The organism is Streptomyces sp. NPDC016309 (assembly GCF_043077235.1).
GTDB lineage: Bacteria > Actinomycetota > Actinomycetes > Streptomycetales > Streptomycetaceae > Streptomyces.
On sequence record NZ_JBIBSG010000001.1, the window covers coordinates 647,891 to 661,457 of the forward strand.

Genomic DNA, 13,567 nt, shown 5'->3' on the forward strand with positions numbered 1-13,567 from the left:
ACAGTGGCCTGCTCGGGTCGGTGACAGGTCGTACGAGGTCGTCGGCGGATGGCTCGGGTCGATGGGGTGCGTGCGGCGCGGGGGCCGCGGGTCAGCCCCGCCCGGCGGCCCGGCGGCGCAGGGCGACGAAGCCCAGGCCGGCGGCGAAGAGCGCGGCGGCTCCCGCTCCGGAGGCGACGAGGACGGCGTTGCCGTCGTCGCCGGCCGTCTCGGCGCCCGCCGCGACACCGCCCAGGGGCACGACGGACGTCTGGGAGGTGGTGCCGGGCGCGGTGGTGGCGGCGGGCGTGGCGCCGGCGCCCGTCTTCCCGTCCCCGGCCTCGTCCGTGCCGGTGCCGGTGCCGGTGCCGGTGCCGGTGCCGGTGCCGGTGCCGCCGGTGGTGGTCGTCGTGCCGGGGACGTCGGCACCGACGTACACGGCCTTGCCCTGGACGGAGGCGCCGACGAGGTAGTGGGAGAAGGTGCCGTCGCGGTCGAGGACGACGACCGCCGAGCCCGCGTGCAGGACGGCCCGGCCGGTCCCGTCGGTGAACACGACGCCCTTGGGGCAGCCGCCCTTGTCGCACGCGGAGACCGCGTACCGCCCGGCCGCCTTGGTGATCTTGATGAGCTGTCCGCCGGGCAGTTCGTAGACACCGGGCCGGGCGGCCGTGACGACGTTCTCGTGCCCGAGCCAGTCGTACGTCGAGCCGTCGGCGTCGAGGACGAGGTACTGGGTGTCGTTCTGGCCGGCCACCGAGCGGCCGTCGGCGTCCAGGACCCCGACCGAGGTGCCGTCGACGAAGGTGTCGGCGCGGTGGTGGCCCGGGCCGACCCGGTAGACCTTGAGGTACGAGCCGTTGTGGAGGGTGCCCGTGCGGATCAGCTCCCCCATGTCCTCGTCGACCTGGCGGGGGATCACCCGGCCGTCCGCCTTCAGGAGGACCTCGACGCGGTTGTAGGTCCGCTTCTCGCCCGCCTTCAGGGTGAACAGCGTCCGGCCGTCCTTCAGGACGTCGGCCTTCAGCGCGCCGTCCTCGCGGTAGACCCGCGCGGACATGCCCTCGACGAGCGCGACGGTGCCGACCTGCTCGCGCCCGCTGCTCCCGGCCGGGTCCGTCCCGGCCGCCGGAGCGCCGGACCCGGCGGCGTCCGCCCCGGTCCCGGCGCCCGCCGGCTCCACCGGCTGCGGGGCGGCGGGCTTGGCGCCGGGCTTCGGGGCGGCGGGCTTCGCGGCGACGGGCTGCGGGGCGGCGGGCTTCGCGGCGGCGGGCTGCGGGGCGCCGGCCGTGGCCGGCCGGGTGTCCTCGGCGGGGGCGGGGGCGGGGGCGGCGGTGGCCGTGGCCACGGAGCCGAGCGCGGCACCGGCCAGGACGGCGGTGGTGATGGCGGTGCGAAGGGCGAAACGCATGACGACTCCGTGACGCGGTGAAGGGGGTGAATGAGGAGGAAGAGCCGCATGCCGCCTGCTCGTTCGGCGGGGCCGGTGAGGACTGGCGGGCTGCACGGACAAAGTTATGGATCTTGTGTGCGGGAGCCGTTCGCTCCATGTCACAGGCACGTGACAGGGCTCACCCACCCGTGACCACCTGGGCTTTCGCACAGACCTCCGGCGCGGGGCTGTACAGGACGCTACGCGCGTAGATATGCTCCAGTGGTGACCATGCCCACCGCATCTGCATTCGCCGACGTGACCGCGTCCGACAGCACGCTGCGCCGCTTCCTCCACGGGCTGCCCGGCGTCGACGCCGTCGGCCTCGAAGCGCGCGCCGCGTCTCTCGGTACCCGTTCGATCAAGACGACGGCCAAGGCGTACGCCATCGACCTGGCCATCTCGATGATCGACCTGACGACGCTCGAAGGCGCGGACACCCCGGGCAAGGTCCGGGCGCTCGCCGCCAAGGCCGTCAACCCCGACCCGACCGACCGCACCACCCCGCGTACCGCGGCGGTGTGCGTCTACCCCGACATGGTGGCCACCGCCAAGGCCGCCCTCGCGGGGTCGGACGTGAAGGTCGCCTCCGTGGCGACCGCCTTCCCGGCCGGCCGCGCCGCCCTCGACGTCAAGCTCGCGGACACCCGCGACGCCGTCGCCGCCGGGGCGGACGAGATCGACATGGTGATCGACCGCGGGGCCTTCCTCGCGGGCGACTACCTGAAGGTGTACGAGGAGATCGTGGCCGTCAGGGAGGCCTCGGGCGACGCCCGCCTGAAGGTCATCTTCGAGACCGGCGAGCTCTCCACGTACGACAACATCCGCCGCGCCTCCTGGCTCGGCATGATCGCGGGCGCGGACTTCATCAAGACCTCGACCGGCAAGGTCGGCGTCAACGCCACCCCCGCGAACACCCTCCTGATGCTGGAGGCGGTGCGCGACTTCCGCGCCCAGACCGGGGTACAGGTCGGGGTGAAGCCCGCGGGCGGCATCCGGACCACCAAGGACGCCATTAAGTTCCTGGTCCTGGTCAACGAGACCGCAGGCGAGGACTGGCTGGACAACCACTGGTTCCGGTTCGGCGCGTCGAGCCTGCTCAACGACCTGCTCATGCAGCGTCAGAAGCTGGCCACCGGACGTTACTCCGGTCCCGACTACGTGACGGTGGACTGATCACCATGACCAAGTTCGAGTACGCACCCGCCCCCGAGTCCCGCTCGGTCGTCGACATCGCGCCGTCCTACGGCCTGTTCATCGACGGCGAGTTCACCGAGGCCGCGGACGGCAAGGTCTTCAAGACCATCTCCCCCGCCTCCGAGGAGGTGCTCTCCGAGGTCGCCCAGGCGGGTGCCGAGGACGTGGACCGGGCCGTGAAGGCCGCCCGCAAGGCGTTCGAGAAGTGGTCGGCGCTGCCGGGCGCCGAGCGCGCCAAGTACCTCTTCCGCATCGCCCGGATCATCCAGGAGCGCAGCCGCGAGCTGGCCGTCCTGGAGACCCTGGACAACGGCAAGCCGATCAAGGAGACCCGCGACGCGGACCTCCCGCTGGTCGCCGCGCACTTCTTCTACTACGCGGGCTGGGCCGACAAGCTCGACCACGCCGGCTACGGCGCGAACCCGCGCCCGCTGGGCGTGGCCGGCCAGGTCATCCCGTGGAACTTCCCGCTGCTGATGCTCGCGTGGAAGATCGCCCCGGCCCTCGCCACCGGCAACACGGTGGTCCTCAAGCCCGCCGAGACCACCCCGCTGTCCGCCCTGTTCTTCGCGGACATCTGCCGCCAGGCGGGCCTGCCCAAGGGTGTCGTGAACATCCTCCCGGGCTACGGGGACGCCGGCGCCGCGCTCGTCGAGCACCCGGACGTGAACAAGGTGGCCTTCACCGGCTCCACCGCGGTCGGCAAGGCCATCGCCCGCCAGGTGGCGGGCACGCAGAAGAAGGTCACCCTGGAGCTGGGCGGCAAGGGCGCCAACATCGTCTTCGACGACGCGCCCATCGACCAGGCCGTCGAGGGCATCGTCACCGGCATCTTCTTCAACCAGGGCCAGGTCTGCTGCGCGGGCTCCCGGCTGCTGGTCCAGGAGTCGATCCAGGACGAGCTGCTGGACGCCCTCAAGCGCCGGCTGTCGACGCTGCGCCTCGGTGACCCGCTGGACAAGAACACCGACATCGGCGCGATCAACTCCGCCGAGCAGCTGGCCCGGATCAAGGCGCTCGCCGAGACCGGCGAGGCCGAGGGCGCCGAGCGCTGGTCCCCCGCCTGCGAGCTGCCGTCGTCCGGCTTCTGGTTCGCCCCCACGCTGTTCACCAACGTCACCCAGGCGCACACCATCGCCCGCGACGAGATCTTCGGCCCGGTCCTGTCGGTGCTGACCTTCCGTACCCCCGACGAGGCCGTCGCCAAGGCCAACAACAGCCAGTACGGTCTGTCCGCCGGTATCTGGACGGAGAAGGGCTCCCGCATCCTGGCGGTGGCGAACAAGCTCCGCGCGGGTGTGGTGTGGGCCAACACGTTCAACAAGTTCGACCCGACCTCGCCCTTCGGCGGCTACAAGGAGTCGGGCTTCGGCCGCGAGGGCGGCCGCCACGGCCTGGAGGCGTACCTCGATGTCTGAGTCTTCCCGACTGAGCGTGCTCAAGACCTACAAGCTGTACGTCGGGGGCAAGTTCCCCCGCAGCGAGAGCGGCCGGGTGTACGAAGTGCAGGACCACAAGGGCAAGTGGCTGGCCAACGCGCCGCTCTCCTCCCGCAAGGACGCGCGGGACGCGGTCGTGGCGGCGCGCAAGGCGTTCGGCGGCTGGTCGGGCGCCACGGCGTACAACCGCGGACAGGTCCTGTACCGCGTCGCCGAGATGCTGGAGGGCCGCAAGAGCCAGTTCGTGCACGAGGTGGCGCACGCCGAGGGGCTGTCCAAGTCCAAGGCGGCCGAGGTCGTCGAGGCGGCCGTGGACCGCTGGGTCTGGTACGCGGGCTGGACGGACAAGATCGGCCAGATCGTGGGCGGGGCGAACCCGGTGGCGGGCCCGTACTTCAACCTGTCCACCCCGGAACCGACCGGCGTCGTCGCGGTCGTCGCCCCGCGGGAGTCGTCCTTCCTGGGCCTGGTGTCCGTCGTCGCCCCGGTGATCGCCACCGGCAACACGGCGGTCGTCATCGCCTCCGAGAAGGCCCCGCTGCCGGCGCTGTCCCTGGGCGAGGTGCTGGCCACCTCCGACCTGCCGGGCGGCGTCGTCAACGTCCTGTCCGGCCGGGCGGCCGAGATCGCCGCCCCGCTCGCCGCGCACCAGGACGTCAACGCCATCGACCTGACGGGCGCCGGCGCCGAGCTGGCCCGCGAGCTGGAGATCGCCGCCGCGGACAACCTCAAGCGCGTGCTGCGCCCCGGGGGCGCGGACGGCGAGGACTTCACGGCCGACCCGGGCACGCACCGCCTGACCGCGTTCCTGGAGACCAAGACGGTCTGGCACCCCACGGGCTCCCTGGGCGCCTCGGGATCGTCGTACTGATCCCCGTGTGACCGAACGGCTCCGCCTCCCCTCCGTCCGGGGGAAGCGGAGCCGTTCTCGTGGCCGCGGGAGCGTCAGCCCGGGATGACCCCGCCGAGCAGGGGGCCCGCGACCGGCAGCCCGGGCAGGCTCGTCAGGGAGCCGGTCGCCGAGGTGGTGTCCACCGGCTTGAAGTCGCCGACCTGCGTGCCCACACCGTTGTTCAGCGGGTCCACGCCCGTCTGCGCCAGCGGGTTGACCTTCAGGTTCTTGGCGACCCCCGTCACGTGCGGAACGGCGCCCATCGTCCCCTGGAGGGCCGCCTGCGGGTCCGTCTTCGGTAGCTGCGGCACCTGCGGCGGCTGCACCACCGCGTGCGCCGCGCCACCGGTGACACCGAGGGCGGCGCCCAGCGCCGAGACGGCGACCCCGGCCTTCAGCAAGGTATGACGTGTCATGGAAGCTCCTGCCACCTGCGTAACGTGTCGGGTACGCACCGTATTTGAGATGTGATGCTGGATACCAACGGGTCCCTGGCGGGGTCCCCCTACCGGGTCAATGGTTCAGACTGGTGTCCCGTGAGTTCCCAACCGATCCCGACCCGCGTCGTGCTGCTCGCGGGCCCCTCCGGCTCCGGCAAGTCCTCCCTCGCGGCCCGCACCGGCCTGCCGGTGCTGCGCCTCGACGACTTCTACAAGGAGGCCGACGACCCGACGCTCCCGCTCGTCCCCGGAAGCACGGACGTCGACTGGGACTCCCCGCTGTCCTGGGACGCGGACGCGGCGGTCGCCGCCATCACCGAACTGTGCGCCACCGGGCGCACCGCCGTCCCGGTGTACGACATCGCCAGCAGCTCGCGCGCCGGCCGGGAGGTGCTCGACATCGAGCGGACCCCGCTGTTCGTGGCCGAGGGCATCTTCGCGGCGGACATCGTGGCGCGCTGCCACGAGCTCGGTGTGCTGGCGGACGCCCTGTGCCTGCGCGGCCGGCCGTCCACCACGTTCCGCCGCCGGCTGCTGCGGGACCTGCGCGAGGGCCGCAAGTCCGTGCCGTTCCTGCTGCGCCGGGGCTGGCGCCTGATGCGGGCCGAACGCTCGATCGTCACCCGCCAGGCCGCGCTGGGCGCCCACCCCTGCGACAAGGCCGAGGCGCTGGGCCGTCTCGCCGCCGCCGCGGCGGGCCGTCACCGCGGGCCGGCGACCCCCGCCAGGGCGCCCGAACCGGCGTAGCGGTACCGCCCGCCCCTCACGCGCCGGCCCCGACACGGGAACAGCGCGTGGCCGGACAGGACCCCCCGTCCTGTCCGGCCACGCGCCTTCTCATTTCCCCGTTACCCCGTTGTCCCCCCCCCGGTTCCCCCGTGTCCCCCGTTCTCCGGTCGCCGTCCGCCGTCTCCCCCGAAACCGCGACCGGCCCCCCTGCCTTCAGGCCACGAGCTGGCCGAAGGACTCCTCCTCGTCACGGCCGAAGCTGAGGACCTCGTCCTCGCGCAGCCGGCGGAGCGACCGCCAGATGCTCGACTTCACCGTGCCGACACTGATGTCCAGGATCTCCGCGATCTCCGGATCCGTACGGCCCTCGTAGTAGCGCAGCACCAGCATGGTGCGCTGGAGTTCGGGCAGCCGGGCGAGCGCCTGCCACAGCACCGCGCGCAGTTCCGTGCCGCGCATCGCGTCGGTGTCGCCGGCGGACTCCGGGAGTTCCTCGGTCGGGTACTCGTCGATCTTCCGCCGCCGCCAGGCGCTGATGTGCAGGTTCGTCATGGTGCGGCGCAGGTAGCCGCCGACCGCCGCCTTGTCGCTGATGCGCTCCCAGGCGCGGTACGTCGAGAACAGCGCGCTCTGGAGCAGGTCCTCCGCCTCGAACCGGTCACCGGTGAGGTGGTAGGCGGTGGCGTACAGGGAGGCGCGGCGCTCCGTCACGTAGGCGGTGAACGCCGCTTCGGCATTCGCAGCCTCCGTGAGGTTCGTCCGCTCCCCCGTTGCCTCCCCGTACGCCGTTCCCCCGTCAGTCACGGCGACCATGTACGGCGCCTTGTGCTGACGCCCGGCGCTGCGAACGCACCCCCGCCCGTTCACGGCACCGGACTTCTCCGTGCTCCGCGTGACGTCGTGGAGACGCGTGACAACTGCGCTGGAGGTGGTGCTGTGCAGTGCGTTCATCTCGCGCCCCCCGTCGGTTGGAGTCCGTTTCGGTCCGTGTGCCAATGACTCTGCCGGGGCCACTTCATAGCGGTGTCCGCCGACTGTCACAGACCTGTCACAGGCCCCGGCGGTCGAACTGTCCGGCCCCCATGGGACAGAATGACGGCGTGCCTTTCCTGTTGCTGATCGAGGACGACGATTCCATCCGCACGGCCCTCGAACTCTCGCTCTCCCGCCAGGGCCACAAAGTGGCCACCGCGGCGACGGGCGAGGACGGCCTGAAACTGCTGCGCGAGCAGCGGCCGGACCTGATCGTGCTGGACGTGATGCTGCCCGGCATCGACGGTTTCGAGGTGTGCCGCCGGATCCGGCGTACCGACCAGTTGCCGATCATCCTGCTGACCGCGCGCAGCGACGACATCGACGTGGTCGTGGGCCTGGAGTCCGGTGCGGACGACTACGTCGTCAAGCCGGTGCAGGGGCGGGTGCTGGACGCGCGGATCCGGGCGGTGCTGCGGCGCGGCGAGCGTGAGTCGACGGACTCGGCGACCTTCGGATCGCTGGTGATCGACCGGTCGGCGATGACCGTGACGAAGAACGGCGAGGACCTCCAGCTCACGCCGACGGAGCTGCGGCTGCTGCTGGAGCTGTCCCGCCGCCCCGGTCAGGCGCTGTCCCGGCAGCAGTTGCTGCGGCTGGTGTGGGAGCACGACTACCTGGGCGACTCGCGCCTGGTGGACGCGTGCGTCCAGCGGCTGCGGGCGAAGGTGGAGGACGTGCCGTCCTCGCCGACCCTGATCCGCACGGTCCGGGGTGTGGGCTACCGGCTGGACGTGCCTGCGTGAGGCGGACGAGTCTGCGGCTGCGCCTCGTCGTGGTCTTCGCCCTCGTCGCGCTGACGGCCGCCGCCTCCGCGTCGGGCATCGCGTACTGGCTCAACCGGGAGGCGGTGCTCCAGCGGACGCAGGACTCGGCGCTGAACGACTTCCGCCAGGAGATGCAGCGGCGGGCCGCCACGCTGCCGCTGCGGCCGACGCAGGAGGAGCTGCGGCGCACGGCCGAGGAGATGTCGTCGGGCGGTGTCGGCTACGGCGTGGTGCTGCTGGGCGAGCGGGCCAAGGGCAAGCCGATCGTGGGGGTGTCGGACCCGGACCGGTTCACGATGGACGACGTGCCCGAGACGCTGCGGCTCGCGGTGAACGAGCGCCAGGAGGTGGCGGACGGCAACCGGTTCCCGTACCACCTGTTCTGGCAGCGGACGACGCGGGACGGCACCCCCTACCTGGTCGGCGGTACGCGGATCGTGGGCGGCGGGCCGACCGGGTACATGTTCAAGTCGCTGGAACCCGAGCGCCAGGACCTGAACTCACTGGCGTGGTCGCTCGGGATCGCGTCCGCGCTGGCGCTGATCGTCTCGGCGCTGCTGGCGCAGGCGGCGGCGACGACCGTACTGAAGCCGGTGCACCGGCTCGGCGAGGCGGCGCGGCGGCTGGGTGAGGGCGAGCTGGACACCCGGCTGCGGGTGTCGGGCACGGACGAGCTGGCCGACCTGTCCCGGACCTTCAACAGCGCGGCGGAGAGCCTCCAGAAGAAGGTCGCGGACATGAGCGCGCGGGAGGAGTCCAGCCGCCGGTTCGTGGCGGACATGTCCCACGAGCTGCGGACGCCGCTGACCGCGCTGACCGCCGTGACGGAGGTGCTGGAGGAAGAGGAGGACGGCCTCGATCCGATGATCGCGCCGGCCGTCGCCCTGGTGGTCAGTGAGACCCGGCGGCTGAACACGCTGGTGGAGAACCTGATGGAGGTGACCCGCTTCGACGCGGGCACGGCACGGCTCGTGCTGGACGACGTGGACGTGGTCGACCAGGTCACCGCGTGCATCGACGCGCGGGCCTGGCTGGACGCGGTCGAGCTGGACGCCGAGCGCGGGACGATGGCGCGGCTGGACCCGCGCCGGCTGGACGTGATCCTCGCCAACCTGATCGGCAACGCGCTCAAGCACGGCGGGTCGCCGGTGCGGGTGTCGGTGCGGACGGTGGACGACGACCTCTTCATCGAGGTGCGCGACCACGGGCCGGGCATCCCCGGGGAGGTGCTGCCGCACGTCTTCGACCGGTTCTACAAGGCGAGCGCGTCGCGGCCGCGTTCGGAGGGGTCGGGTCTGGGCCTGTCGATCGCGATGGAGAACGCCCTGATCCACGGCGGGGACATCACGGCGGCCAACTCGCCGGACGGCGACGGGGCGGTGTTCGTGCTGCGGCTGCCGCGCGACGCCTCCGCCACCGGCGCGCCGGACGGCGAGGAGCGGGAGGGTGGCGGTGATGGGGGTGCGTGAGCGGCGGGGTCCGGTGGCGCTGGCGGGGGTCGCGGTGCTGGCCGCCGTGCTCGCCGGCTGCGGGATCCGTACGACGTCGGTGCCGGTCGACGCGGGCGCCGCGCCGTCGCGGCTGCCGTGCAGCGTGTCGGGCGGGGACGTCGCTCCGCAGGCGCAGTTGCAGCAGCCGGTGCCGGTCCGGGTGTACCTGGTGTGCGCGTCGGGCCTGGAGGCGGTGGACCGTACGGTCCCGGAGTCCGGCGACAAGAACCCGGGCGGCGGCCGGGTCGCGGTGGCCCGGGCGCTGCTGAACCAGCTCCTGGCCGAGCCGTCGGCGGGCGAGCGCGAGGCCGGGTTCACCACCTCGGTGGAGGGTCCGCTGACGGTGTCGGCGGGCCGGGAGGGCGATCCGGAGGGGTCGCTGCGGCTGAGCCGTCAGCCGGAGGACCTGCCCGCGGCGGCACTGTCGCAGATCGTGTGCACGTACGCGGAGAACGGCGCGACCGCGGAGGGCGGCTCGGCGCTGCTCGGCGGGCCGGGTTCCTACCCGGTGCGGCGCTACGCGTGCACGGCCCAGCTCAGGGAACGCCCCGACTCGGCGGTCCCGACCCGGCCGGCCTCCTGAGCCCGCTGCCCGGGCCCGGTGGCACAGGCCCGGTGGCACCGGCCCGGGCGGGTGGGCGGCCCGGGCGAAGAAGGCGGTGTTGTCGACCGTCCCGGGGGCGGAACCGATCGTGCCGGTCGGCGCGTCTTGGGGGGCGTGCAGCGTCTTGGTACGGACGGCAGTGCCGTCATCCGCTTCCGCGCGGCGGGGCTCATCCTCCTCATCGCCCATCTGGTGCTCGTGGCGTGGCTGACGCTCCGGCCGCGGGACGTGATGTGGGTGACGGCGGCCAATCTGGAACCCCTGGCCGGGATCAAGGCCGATCTGGCGCTCGGTCCGGCCGAGGCCGCGAGACGGATCGGCGCGGGCCTGCTGCTGCTGGCCCCGCTGGGTGTGCTGCTGCCCATGGCGGGCGGCCGGCTGGCGGTCTCCCCGTGGGCGTCGCTGGCCCGGACGGTCGTGGCGGGCGCGCTGGTGTCGCTGGGCATCGAGCTGCTTCAGACGGCGGTGCCGGGCCGGGTCGTGGACGTGGACGCCCTGCTGCTGAACACCACGGGCGTGGCGCTGGCGCACCTCGCGGTGGTGCCCGCGTGGCGGGGGCGGCTGCGGCGCCGGGACCGGGGGCCGGGCCGGGACGGGGGCCCGCGGGCGGCCGGCGGTGGCGGCCGGGGCCGGGGCCGGCGCGGGATGGGGCTGCTGCGGGAGGACGTCTCTCAGGGTGCGACCCCGAGGATTCCCAGGGTCGGTGTCGCCCCGTAGTCCGACGTTTTGTCCGGGCCTTCGGGGCGAGGATGGAGTCATCGATGAGATTCGACTTCCTCCCGCGAAGGAGCCCACCATGGCCGCACTTGCCCGCCCCCGTGACGGACGCGTGATCGGCGGAGTGTGCGCAGCGCTGGCACGGCGCTTCGGCACCTCCGCGACGACGATGCGCGTGCTCTTCGTGGCGTCGTGCCTGCTGCCCGGACCGCAGTTCCTGCTGTACCTGGCGCTGTGGATGCTGCTGCCGTCGGAAAAGGCCGCCAAGCCGGCCTGGTGATCGTCACGCGTACGCGCCTGGGGCGCCCGCCTTGTGTGAAGGCGGGCGCCCCAGGCGCGTACGCGGCTGCCGGTGGCTCAGGCGCCGAGACCGGCGACCGGGAGGGAGCCGCCGATGGGCAGGCCGCCGAGGAGGCCGGTGGCGGCGGCCGGGTCGATGGGCAGGCCCTGGACGGAGGCGTTCTTGGTGGCGGCGCCCGCCAGCTCCTGGCCGGTGCCGAGCAGTTCGGTGGCGTTGTTCGGAGCCTGCTCGACGGCGGACTGGAGGACCGGCACCGCGGTGGCGGTGGCGGCGCCCAGCGCGGCGCTGGTGGGCGTCGTGGTGGCCGCGGAGGCGGTGCCGGCGGCGGTGGCGGCGAACGCGGCGCCGAGAGCGGCGACACCGAGGGTCTTGGCGGCGGACTGCTTCATCGAATGTCGTCCTTGCGGGAACTCGGGGAAAGATGAGCGGCTCTGCAACTTAGTCATCGTCCCGTGACGCCCGCAAACACCCCGAGCGGCCGGGTCATGGGATTCCCGGCCGTCCGGACAAGGGCGTGTTCAGGGGGTTTTCGGCGAGACATCGCTGGTCGCAGCGGTCTGCCGGAACAGCCATTCGGACTTCAACTCGGCGTACCCCGGCTTGATGACGTCATTGATCATCGCCAGTCGTTCATCGAAAGGAATGAATGCTGATTTCATCGCATTGACGGTGAACCACTGCATGTCGTCGAGCGTGTAGCCGAACGTACCGGTCAGCAGCTCGAATTCGCGGCTCATGCTGGTGCCCGACATCAACCGGTTGTCGGTGTTGACCGTGGCCCGGAAGTGCAGGGTGCGCAGCAGCCCGATGGGGTGCTCGGCGTACGACGGGGCGGCGCCGGTCTGGAGGTTGGAGGTCGGGCACAGTTCCAGCGGGATGCGCTTGTCGCGTACGTACGCGGCGAGCCGGCCGAGGGTGACGGTGCCGTCCTCGGCGACCTGGATGTCGTCGATGATCCGCACGCCGTGGCCCAGCCGGTCGGCGCCGCACCACTGGAGCGCCTGCCAGATGGACGGCAGGCCGAAGGCCTCGCCCGCGTGGATGGTGAAGTGGTTGTTCTCGCGCTTGAGGTACTCGAAGGCGTCGAGGTGGCGGGTGGGCGGGTAACCGGCCTCGGCACCCGCGATGTCGAAGCCGGCGACGCCCTTGTCGCGGTAACGGTTGGCCAGTTCGGCGATCTCCAGGGCACGGGCGGCGTGCCGCATGGCGGTCAGCAGGGCGCCGACGCGGATGCGGCGGCCGCTCTCGCGGGCGCGCCGCTCACCGAGGCGGAAGCCCTCGTTGACGGCCTCGACGACCTCTTCGAGGGTGAGCCCCTTGTCGAGGTGCTGCTCGGGGGCGTACCGCACCTCCGCGTACACCACACCGTCCTCGGCGAGGTCCTCGGCGCACTCGGCGGCGACGCGGACGAGGGCCTCGCGGGTCTGCATGACGGCGCAGGTGTGGGCGAAGGTCTCCAGGTAGCGCTCCAGCGAACCGGAGTCGGCGGCCTCCCGGAACCAGAGACCGAGCTTGTCCGGCTCGTGCTCGGGGAGCGCCGTGTAGCCGGTCGCGTCGGCCAGGTCGAGGACGGTGCCGGGGCGCAGACCGCCGTCGAGGTGGTCGTGGAGCAGCACCTTGGGGGCGCGGCGGATCTGGTCCGCGGTCGGGATGTGCGGTGTCTGGCTCGTCATTTTCGAACTCTAGCCCCTACGCGCGTAGAAGGCGCGTCGATACGTAACGGTGACCGCGTGTACGGGGCGCGTACATCTCGGCTTCTGAGACTGTTCTGCCATGGCACACCACGCACTCGTAGGTACGGGAGGGGCGCGGGCGCCCAGGCTGGGCAGGCCCGTGGGAACATCCGGCACGGCGGTGGGCGGCGTGGTGCTGCTCCTGCCGGACGGGGAACCGGTCTCGGGGCGCGGCCCGTCGGCGCTCGCCCACGCGGCGGCCGTCCCGCTGGCGCGCCGCCTGGCCGCCGCGGGCCGGGCGGAGGGCCTGGTGGCGCACGTGGTCCGCTACCGGGGGCGGGGCTGGAACGGGGCGGACGCCCGGCTCGCGGAGGACGCGCGGTGGGCGGCCTCCGAGGCGGTGCGCCGCTACGGGGACGTCCCGGTCTGTCTGGCCGGGCGGGGGATGGGCGGCCGGGCGGCGCTGCGCGCGGCGGGCCACACGGCAGTCAACGCGGTGCTGGCGCTCGCCCCTTGGCTGCCCGAGGACGACGTGGCGGCGACACCCGAACCGGTGAAACAGCTCGCCGGGCGTCACGTGCTGATCGCGCACGGCACGAACGACGCGCGTACGGACCCGGAGCTGTCCTTCCGGCTGGCCGAGCGGGCCAAGAAGGCCAACCGCGACACCTGCCGGTTCGAGGTCCACTCGGACGGGCACGGGCTGCGGGAGCACCACGCGGAAGTGACCGCCCTGGCCGCGGACTTCGTCCTGGGCGCCCTGTTCGGCCACCCCTTCTCCCGCCCGGTCGCCGACGCCCTGGCCGCCCCGCCGCCGCTGGGCCTGCGGATGCCGCTGGCCTCCGGCTTCGGCGGAGCCCGCGGGCGGTAGGCGC

Annotated in this window: 15 protein-coding genes; 10 read left to right on the top strand and 5 right to left on the bottom strand. The window is 72.8% G+C overall.

What is annotated here, in order from left to right; all coding sequences use genetic code 11:
• Window positions 1-91: 91 nt before the first annotated feature.
• The gene (locus ACF068_RS02925) at window positions 92-1,390 is read right to left on the bottom strand and encodes a hypothetical protein (protein WP_392272368.1); all 1,299 of its coding nucleotides are present in this window, start codon (window positions 1,388-1,390) and stop codon (window positions 92-94) included.
• A 252-nt stretch (window positions 1,391-1,642) separates the two neighbouring features.
• On the opposite strand from ACF068_RS02925, the gene deoC reads away from it, so the two are divergent.
• From deoC to ACF068_RS02940, 3 genes are read left to right on the top strand one after another with little or no spacing between them, the layout of a single operon-like run.
• A complete protein-coding gene (gene deoC / locus ACF068_RS02930) occupies window positions 1,643-2,587 on the top strand; it encodes a deoxyribose-phosphate aldolase (protein ID WP_392272369.1) in 945 nt (314 codons plus the stop codon).
• 5 nt (window positions 2,588-2,592) lie between these two features.
• Complete coding sequence (locus ACF068_RS02935; protein WP_392272370.1) at window positions 2,593-4,026, top strand: aldehyde dehydrogenase family protein; 1,434 nt, start codon at window positions 2,593-2,595, stop codon at window positions 4,024-4,026.
• Window positions 4,019-4,918, top strand: coding sequence for an aldehyde dehydrogenase family protein (locus ACF068_RS02940; protein ID WP_392272371.1), 900 nt, complete (start codon window positions 4,019-4,021; stop codon window positions 4,916-4,918). Before ACF068_RS02935 ends, ACF068_RS02940 begins: the two co-directional genes overlap by 8 nt.
• 74 nt (window positions 4,919-4,992) lie before the next feature.
• On the opposite strand, the gene ACF068_RS02945 is transcribed toward ACF068_RS02940, so the two are convergent.
• On the bottom strand, window positions 4,993-5,355 hold the full coding sequence (locus ACF068_RS02945; protein ID WP_392272372.1) for a hypothetical protein: 363 nt from the start codon (window positions 5,353-5,355) through the stop codon (window positions 4,993-4,995).
• Between the two features lie 54 nt (window positions 5,356-5,409).
• On the opposite strand from ACF068_RS02945, the gene ACF068_RS02950 reads away from it, so the two are divergent.
• Window positions 5,410-6,126 carry a uridine kinase gene (locus ACF068_RS02950; protein WP_392272373.1) on the top strand — a complete coding sequence of 239 codons (717 nt, stop codon included), beginning with the start codon at window positions 5,410-5,412 and terminating at the stop codon, window positions 6,124-6,126.
• Between the two features lie 195 nt (window positions 6,127-6,321).
• On the opposite strand, the gene ACF068_RS02955 is transcribed toward ACF068_RS02950, so the two are convergent.
• Window positions 6,322-7,059: a SigE family RNA polymerase sigma factor gene (locus tag ACF068_RS02955; protein ID WP_392272374.1), complete on the bottom strand. Its 738-nt coding sequence runs from the start codon at window positions 7,057-7,059 to the stop codon at window positions 6,322-6,324.
• Window positions 7,060-7,208: 149 nt separating this feature from the next.
• Between ACF068_RS02955 and afsQ1 the strand changes: the two genes are divergently transcribed.
• The 5 genes from afsQ1 to ACF068_RS02980 all read left to right on the top strand — a co-directional run bounded on the left by afsQ1 (window position 7,209) and on the right by ACF068_RS02980 (window position 10,998).
• Complete coding sequence (gene afsQ1 / locus ACF068_RS02960) at window positions 7,209-7,886, top strand: two-component system response regulator AfsQ1 (protein ID WP_179166385.1); 678 nt, start codon at window positions 7,209-7,211, stop codon at window positions 7,884-7,886.
• Entirely contained in the window at window positions 7,883-9,376 is a 1,494-nt protein-coding gene (locus tag ACF068_RS02965) for an ATP-binding protein (RefSeq protein ID WP_392272375.1), read from the top strand. The genes afsQ1 and ACF068_RS02965 overlap by 4 nt, the downstream gene beginning before the upstream one ends.
• Window positions 9,363-9,980: a hypothetical protein gene (locus ACF068_RS02970; protein WP_392272683.1), complete on the top strand. Its 618-nt coding sequence runs from the start codon at window positions 9,363-9,365 to the stop codon at window positions 9,978-9,980. The genes ACF068_RS02965 and ACF068_RS02970 overlap by 14 nt, the downstream gene beginning before the upstream one ends.
• 126 nt (window positions 9,981-10,106) lie before the next feature.
• The gene (locus tag ACF068_RS02975) at window positions 10,107-10,718 is read left to right on the top strand and encodes a VanZ family protein (RefSeq protein WP_392272376.1); all 612 of its coding nucleotides are present in this window, start codon (window positions 10,107-10,109) and stop codon (window positions 10,716-10,718) included.
• A 79-nt stretch (window positions 10,719-10,797) separates the two neighbouring features.
• Window positions 10,798-10,998, top strand: coding sequence for a PspC domain-containing protein (locus ACF068_RS02980; protein WP_392272377.1), 201 nt, complete (start codon window positions 10,798-10,800; stop codon window positions 10,996-10,998).
• Window positions 10,999-11,075: 77 nt separating this feature from the next.
• Here the strand turns inward: ACF068_RS02980 and ACF068_RS02985 are convergent, their stop codons facing one another.
• Together ACF068_RS02985 and ACF068_RS02990 are read right to left on the bottom strand one after the other, a co-directional pair.
• Window positions 11,076-11,408 (bottom strand): hypothetical protein, encoded by a 333-nt coding sequence (locus ACF068_RS02985; protein ID WP_392272378.1) that lies wholly within the window; start codon window positions 11,406-11,408, stop codon window positions 11,076-11,078.
• Between the two features lie 129 nt (window positions 11,409-11,537).
• Window positions 11,538-12,692: an adenosine deaminase gene (locus ACF068_RS02990; protein WP_392272379.1), complete on the bottom strand. Its 1,155-nt coding sequence runs from the start codon at window positions 12,690-12,692 to the stop codon at window positions 11,538-11,540.
• 100 nt (window positions 12,693-12,792) lie between these two features.
• Here ACF068_RS02990 and ACF068_RS02995 point away from each other — a divergent pair, with 100 nt between their 5' ends.
• Window positions 12,793-13,563, top strand: a complete 771-nt coding sequence (locus ACF068_RS02995; protein ID WP_392272380.1) for an alpha/beta hydrolase — start codon at window positions 12,793-12,795, stop codon at window positions 13,561-13,563.
• Window positions 13,564-13,567: the final 4 nt, after the last annotated feature.

Coding starts and splice junctions, on each gene's coding strand:
- ACF068_RS02925 (WP_392272368.1), bottom strand. CDS start 1,390: ATGCGTTTCGCCCTTCGCACCGCCATCACCACCGCCGTCCTGGCCGGT.
- deoC (WP_392272369.1), top strand. CDS start 1,643: ATGCCCACCGCATCTGCATTCGCCGACGTGACCGCGTCCGACAGCACG.
- ACF068_RS02935 (WP_392272370.1), top strand. CDS start 2,593: ATGACCAAGTTCGAGTACGCACCCGCCCCCGAGTCCCGCTCGGTCGTC.
- ACF068_RS02940 (WP_392272371.1), top strand. CDS start 4,019: ATGTCTGAGTCTTCCCGACTGAGCGTGCTCAAGACCTACAAGCTGTAC.
- ACF068_RS02945 (WP_392272372.1), bottom strand. CDS start 5,355: ATGACACGTCATACCTTGCTGAAGGCCGGGGTCGCCGTCTCGGCGCTG.
- ACF068_RS02950 (WP_392272373.1), top strand. CDS start 5,410: ATGCTGGATACCAACGGGTCCCTGGCGGGGTCCCCCTACCGGGTCAAT.
- ACF068_RS02955 (WP_392272374.1), bottom strand. CDS start 7,059: ATGAACGCACTGCACAGCACCACCTCCAGCGCAGTTGTCACGCGTCTC.
- ACF068_RS02970 (WP_392272683.1), top strand. CDS start 9,363: ATGGGGGTGCGTGAGCGGCGGGGTCCGGTGGCGCTGGCGGGGGTCGCG.
- ACF068_RS02980 (WP_392272377.1), top strand. CDS start 10,798: ATGGCCGCACTTGCCCGCCCCCGTGACGGACGCGTGATCGGCGGAGTG.
- ACF068_RS02985 (WP_392272378.1), bottom strand. CDS start 11,408: ATGAAGCAGTCCGCCGCCAAGACCCTCGGTGTCGCCGCTCTCGGCGCC.
- ACF068_RS02990 (WP_392272379.1), bottom strand. CDS start 12,692: ATGACGAGCCAGACACCGCACATCCCGACCGCGGACCAGATCCGCCGC.
- ACF068_RS02995 (WP_392272380.1), top strand. CDS start 12,793: ATGGCACACCACGCACTCGTAGGTACGGGAGGGGCGCGGGCGCCCAGG.